This window comes from Actinomyces sp. ICM58, from assembly GCF_000283035.1.
GTDB lineage: Bacteria > Actinomycetota > Actinomycetes > Actinomycetales > Actinomycetaceae > Pauljensenia.
Window position 1 is genome coordinate 1 of the sequence record NZ_ALIY01000052.1, and the last position, 7,044, is coordinate 7,044.

General features: G+C 69.1%; 3 protein-coding genes. All 3 read left to right on the plus strand.

What is annotated here, in order from left to right:
- On the plus strand, positions 1-273 hold a 273-nt coding region (locus tag HMPREF1138_RS02445), incomplete at its 5' end, for an acetyl-CoA carboxylase biotin carboxyl carrier protein subunit (RefSeq protein ID WP_009056143.1).
- Positions 270-1,826: an acyl-CoA carboxylase subunit beta gene (locus HMPREF1138_RS02450; RefSeq protein WP_009056142.1), complete on the plus strand. Its 1,557-nt coding sequence runs from the start codon at positions 270-272 to the stop codon at positions 1,824-1,826. The genes HMPREF1138_RS02445 and HMPREF1138_RS02450, both read left to right, overlap by 4 nt.
- 44 nt (positions 1,827-1,870) lie before the next feature.
- A partial coding sequence (locus tag HMPREF1138_RS11550) for a fatty acid synthase subunit beta domain-containing protein (protein WP_039936583.1) occupies positions 1,871-7,044 on the plus strand: 5,174 nt, incomplete at its 3' end.

Here is a 7,044-nt window from a genome sequence, read left to right on the forward strand (position 1 = left end):
TCCGCGACCTCCACGCACCAGGCCGGGCCCCACCAGGGCGCCCCCGGCGACATCGTCGCGCCCATGCAGGCCATCGTCGTCGCCCTGGCCGTGTCCGAGGGCGACCAGGTGGAAGAAGGCCAACTCGTGGCCGTCCTCGAGGCCATGAAGATGGAAAAGCCGCTGCTGGCTCCCCGCGCGGGCACCGTCACCTCCCTGTCCATCAAGCAGGGCGACACCGTCACGGCCGGAACTCGCATCGCACACATCGCCACTGACAAGGAGGCGCAATGACCACCCCCAACAGGTTCACGCGCGAAGGGTTCATTCAGGCCCAGGAAGCGATCGCCCAGGCGGCCGAGGAAAAGGCCGCCCAGCGCCAGCACGCCAAACAGAAGCTCACCGCGCGCGAGCGCCTCGCCCTGTTCTTTGACGACGGCGTGTGGCACGAGGTCGGCCAGTTCATCGGCGGGTCGGTGCGCGCCGGTCGCGTGGGTTCGGCCGTGGCCGCCGGGTACGGCCGCGTACAGGGGCGCATGGTCGCCGCCTACGCGCAGGACTTCTCGGTGCTGGGCGGGACCCTGGGCAAGGTTGAGGGCGACAAGATTGTGGACCTCATCGACATGGGTATTCGCATGCGCATCCCAATCGTCGGCATTCAGGATTCGGGTGGTGCCCGCATCCAGGAGGGTGTCGTCGCCCTGGCCCAGTACGGTCGCATCTTCAAGAAGACGTGCGAAGCCTCGGGCCTGGTGCCCCAGATTTCGATCATCCTGGGCCCCTGCGCAGGCGGTGCCGTCTATCAGCCGGCCCTGACCGACTTCATCGTCATGACGCGCGAGAACTCGCACATGTTCGTCACCGGCCCGGACGTTGTGGCCGCGACGACGGGTGAGAAGGTCACGCTCGATCAGCTCGGCGGCGCTGCGATCCACAACTTCCAGTCCGGCGTCGCCCACCACATGGCGGACACGGAAGACGAGGCGATCGACTACGTGCGTTCGCTCCTGGATTACCTACCGTCTTCGTGCGAGGTCGCGCCCCCGAAGTACGAATACGTTGCCAACCCCGAGGATGAGGCGGCTGCACGCGCGGTCGCAGACCTGGTACCGACGTCGGTTCGTCAGCCCTACGATGTGCGCGACGTCGTGCGCGCGCTGGTCGATCACGGCGAGTACGTGGAGATTCAGGATCTCTTTGCTCCCAACGTGACGATCGGTTTTGCGTGCGTGGATGGCCAGTCGGTGGGCATCGTGGCGAATCAGCCGATGAGCGACGCGGGCACGCTGGACGTGGATGCGTCGGAGAAGGCGGCGCGTTTCGTGCGTTTCTGCGACGCATTTGGCCTGCCGGTCGTGACCTTGGTGGATGTTCCCGGCTATCGCCCGGGTACCGAGCAGGAGCAGGCGGGCATCATCCGTCGCGGCGCGAAGGTGATTGTTGCCTACGCGAACGCGACCGTCCCGATGGTGACCGTGATTCTGCGCAAGGCCTACGGTGGTGCCTACATCGTGATGGGATCGAAGTCGATTGGCGCGGATCTGGCGTTCGCGTGGCCGGACGCCCAGATCGCGGTCATGGGCGCTGAGGGTGCGGCCTCGATCATGTATCGCCGCGAGTTGGCGGCGGCCCGCGAGAACGGGACCTTCGAGGAGACGAAGGCTGAGCTTGTGGCCCGTTATGAGGACGAGACGGTTAACCCGGAGGTGTCCGTGGCCTCGGGTCAGCTCGACGGCATCATCGCCCCGGCCGACACTCGCCAGACCATCATCGATTCCCTGCATCTGCTGGCCACGAAGGACCAGCGCGCCCCCCATGTGAAGCGTCACGACAACGGTCCCCTGTGACCGGTGTCGTTTGAGAAGTATTGTCCCCGATTGAAAGAATGAACATGTCGTTTGTGTCCTCTCTGAATGAGACCCCCTACGCGCTGACCTTCGCCGGTCAGGCGACCCCGTGGCGCTTAGCGCTCGACGAGATTGCCCACGACCCCGAGATTTCCGCGATCGTCGCGGGGGTCATCGAGGCATCGGACAAGGTGCTCTCCCCCGTGCGCCGCTCGCTGGCCACTCAGTCCGTGTCGGTTCTTCCCTTCGCCCTGCCCGCGCCCGACGGTGAGGTGGCCGTGACCCGCGAGGTTGCTGGTCCGGATGAAGCTGCGCTGTCGGTTCCGGGTATCGTGGCCGCCCAGCTGGGCGCGCTCATCGACCTGACGCGCGCGGGCCTCAATATCGTGGCGAACCAGCCCACCGCGTTCGAGGGCCACTCGCAGGGTGTTCTCGGCGTGGAAATCGCTCGCGCCTGGATCAACGGGGACGAGGCCCGGGCTGCGACCGTGTTCGCGCTTGCTCGCCTGATCGGTGCGGCCGCCGCCCGCGTGACGCGCCGTGCGCGCGCCCCGCACGCCGGGGACGCGACCTACATGGTGTCGGTGCGCGGCGTGTCCGACGCGCTGCTGACCCGCATCGTGGACTCCCTGCCCTCGACGTCCCATCCGCTGTCGATCGCTCTGCGTAACGACACGGACACGCACGTCGTGTCGGGCGCCCCGAACGACCTGGCATCTCTGGTGGCAGCCATTGAGCGCGCCGCCGCCCAGGACAAGGCCGCGCACGACGCGCACGAGCGCGGCGGTCGCCCGCTGGCCCCCGTGTGCGAGTACCTGCCGGTCTACGTTCCCTTCCACTCCCCCATGCTCGCCGACGCCCTCGCCCTCGTGGACGAGTGGGCCGCCGAGTGCGGCATTGACGCCGAGCTGGCTCACCGCCTGGCCGCCGCCGTCCTGACGACCCCCGTTGATTGGCCGGCGCAGATCCGTGCCGCCGCCGACTCGGGTGCCGCCTGGATCGTCGACATGGGCCCGGGCGCGACCACGGTGCGCATGACCCGCGCCCTCGTGGAGGGCACCGGCGTTGGTGTCGTGGCCGCCGGAACCGCTGCGGATCGCGACAAGGCTGCGACCCCCGGCTGGGCCCCCGAGCCCGGCACCGATTGGTCGCACCTGCGCCCCGGCCTCGTGACCCTGCCCGATGGCAAGACCGTCGTGGACACCGCCTTCTCGCGTCTGACCGGCCGCTCCCCCGTTCTGCTGGCCGGCATGACCCCCACGACCGTGGACCCCGAGATCGTTGCCGCAGCCGCGAACGCCGGCTTCTGGGCTGAGATGGCGGGCGGCGGCCAGGTCACCGAAGAGGTCTACAACGAGAACCTGGCGGGCCTGCGCGCCCAGCTGCGCCCCGGCCACACCGCCGAGTTCAACTCCATGTTCCTGGACCGCTACCTGTGGAACCTTCAGTTCGGCCAGGCCCGCATCGTGTCGCGTTCGCGCGCGTCCGGCGCCCCCATCGATGGCGTCGTCGTCTCCGCCGGCATCCCCGAGCAGGACGAGGCACTGGCCCTTATTGAACAGCTGCGCACCGACGGCTTCCCCTACGTGGCCTTCAAGCCCGGCACGGTCGACCAGATCCGCAAGGTGATCGCAATCGCCCGCGAGGCCGACCCGATCAAGGTCATTGTCCAGGTCGAGGACGGCCACTCCGGCGGCCACCACTCCTGGGAGGACCTGTCCGACCTGCTGCTGGCCACCTACGCGCAGCTGCGCGCCCAGTCCAACATCGTCCTGACCGTGGGCGGCGGCATCGGTACCCCCGAGCGCACCGCCGACTTCCTAACCGGCGACTGGTCGGCCCGCTACGGCCGCCCGCCCATGCCCGTCGACGGCGTCCTCGTGGGTACCGCCGCGATGACCACGAAGGAAGCGCACACCACCAAGGCCGTCAAGGAGCTCCTCGTCGCCACGCCCGGTGTGCCCGACAACGACGATTTCGGTGGCTGGGTCGGCGAGGGCGTCACACGTGGCGGCATGACGTCGGGCCTGTCCCACCTGCGCGCCGACATGCACGAGGTTTCTAACGCGGCGGCCGCCGCCGCGCGCATCATCGCCGAGATCGGCTCCGACGGCGCCCAGGTGCGCGCCCGCAAGGACGAGATCGTCGAGATCCTCTCCCACACGGCCAAGCCCTACTTCGGCGATCTCGAAGAGATGACCTACGAGGCCTGGGTGCGCCGCTTCGCCGACCTGTCCTACCCGTGGGTCGACCCCACGTGGCAGATCCGCTACCACGACCTCCTCCAGCGCGTCGAGGCGCGCCTGGCCCCCGTGGACCACGGCGAGGTTGAGACCCTGTTCCCGACCGTCGAGGACGTCGCCGACGCCCACGCCGCCGCCGACCGCCTGATGGCGGCCTACCCGAACGCGGCGACCACGCACGTCACCCCCATCGACGCCGCCTGGTTCCCGGCCCTGTGCCGCTCCTACCCCAAGCCGATGCCCTTCGTCCCGATCCTGGACGACGACCTCATCCGCTGGTGGGGCCAGGACTGCCTGTGGCAGGCCCAGGACGAGCGCTACAGCGCCGACCAGGTCCGTATCATCCCCGGCCCGGTGTCCGTGGCCGGCATCGACCGCGTCGACGAGCCCGTCGCCTCCCTGCTGGGCCGCTTCGAGGCCGCTGCAGCGCAGCGCCTCGCCGCCTCGGGCACCGTCGCGACACCCGTCGCCTCGCGCCTGGGCAACGGCAAGCCCGCCGCCACCCGCGAGGAATGGCTGCGCAAGGTCCCCTTCATCTCGTGGACCGGTCACCTCATGACCAACCCGGCTTCCATCCTCGACGAGGAGCGCGTCTGCTTGAAGGAGACCGACACCGGCGTGGACATGGTCATCCACCTGGACACCGCCTGGGATAACGACCCGCGCGGCGCCGAGAAGCACGCGGTGCGCGAGCTGATCTTCCCGCTCGTCCTGTCCGGCGAAGACGGCGCGGTGCCCGTCATCGACGAGGCCAAGCTGCCCCAGCACATGTACGCGATGCTCGCGGCCACCGCCGGCGTGACCTCCGTGTCCGTCGCCGGCGACACCGTGGATGCACTGCCTGTGATGGTGCCCTCGACCAAGTCCGTCTTCGGCGAGGCCCACTACTCCTTCACCCTGGCCCCCACCCTGGGCTTCGACCACGCGGAGGCCACGGGCGCGGCCCTGCCCGCCTCCTACGAGCTCGCCGCCTGGGCGCCCGACGCCCTGCTCGGCCCCGCCTGGCCCGCGATCTACGCGGCCCTGGGGTCGGCCATCCACAACGACTACCCGGTCATTGAGGGCCTGCTCAACGCCGTCCACCTCGATCACTCGATCACGCTGGAGTACACGCCCGAGCAGATGCTCGCGCGCGGCATCACGACGATCGACGTGACCAGCCACGTGGCCGCCGTCGACGAGTCCTCCTCCGGCCGTATCGTCACGGTCGCCTTGGACCTGAAGGCCAACGGCGAGCACGTCGGCTCCACGCAGGAGCGCTTCGCGATCCGCGGCCGCGCCTCCGGCAACCGCGCTCCCTCCGAGGCCGCTCCCTTCGGCGGCGCGCACGTCGAGGTCGTGGACACGCCCCGCTCGGTCCTGCGGCGCGTGAGCGTCAAGGCTCCCGACGACATGACGCCCTTCGCGATCGTGTCGGGCGACTACAACCCGATCCACACGTCCTACGCGGCCGCCAAGGTCGCTGGCATGGATGCCCCGCTCGTGCACGGCATGTGGCTGTCGGCCACCGCCCAGCACGCGACCGAGGCCGTCGTCGCCGATCAGGGCGGTGCACAGATCGCGGGCTGGACGTACTACATGTACGGCACCGTCGACCTGAATGACGAGGTTGAGATCACCGTCGAGCGCGTGGGGCGCGTCGTCGGCGGCGGCCTGTCCCTCGAGGTCACCTGCCGCATCGACAAGCAGGTCGTGTCTCGCGCGTCGGCTTACACCTTCGCCCCGAAGGTCGCCTACGTCTACCCCGGCCAGGGCATCCAGAGCGCCGGCATGGGCCTGGATGAGCGCACCAAGTCCAAGGCCGTGGACGAGGTCTGGCGCCGCGCGGACGCGCACACCCGCTCGGCGATGGGCTTCTCCATCCTGGCGATTGTGCGCGATAACCCGACCGAAATCGTGGCGCGCGGCGTGACCTACCGTCACCCCGAGGGCGTCCTGAACCTCACCCAGTTCACACAGGTCGCGCTCGCGACGCTGGCAATCGGCCAGACGGCTCGCCTGCGTGAAGAGGGCGTCCTGGTCTCCGGCGCGGCCTTCGCTGGCCACTCGCTGGGCGAGTACGACGCGCTGGCCGCCTACGCCGAGGTCTTCCCGCTCGAGACGGTCCTCGACTTGGTCTTCCAGCGCGGCTCCACGATGCACTCGCTCGTGCCTCGCGATGAGAACGGCCGTTCGAACTACCGTATGGGCGCCCTACGTCCCAACCAGTTCGGCGTGGATGACGCTCACGTGGTCGACTACGTCGCCTCGGTTGGAGAGGCGGCTGGTGAGTTCCTCCAGATCGTCAACTTCAACCTGGCCGACCAGCAGTACGCGGTCGCCGGCACGGTTGCGGGCCTGAAGGCCCTCGAGGAGGACGCATCCAAGCGCGCCGCCGAGCGCGGCGGCAAGCGCCCCTTCATGTACGTGCCCGGCATCGACGTGCCCTTCCACTCCACCGTTCTGCGAGGCGGCGTGGCGGACTTCCGCACGAAGCTTGACGAGCGTATTCCCGCCGAGATCGATCCCGCGAAGCTCGTGGGTCGCTACATCCCCAACCTGGTGGCGCGTCCCTTCGAGCTCACCCGCGAGTTCGCCCAGTCCATCCTCGACGTTGTCCCCTCCGACACGGTGCGCGAGCTGCTCGAGGCTCCCGGCGCGTGGGACGCGGCTCTGGCCAACCCGGGTGTCCTGACCCGCACGCTGCTCATCGAGCTGCTGTGCTGGCAGTTCGCCTCCCCGGTGCGCTGGATCGAGACGCAGCGCGTGCTGCTCTCGACCGAAGAGGCCGCCCCCGGCATTGCCGGCCTGGGTGTCGATCAGGTCATCGAGGTGGGCCTCGGCGCCGCCCCGACCCTGGCTAACCTGGCCTCGCGTACCCTGCTGGCCCCCGAGTTCGCGCTCTCGCGCGTCGATGTCTTCAACGTCCAGCGCGACGAGCCCCGCGTCTACGCGACCGATGTCGCCGTGATCGAGGACGAGGACGAGGAGGAGAT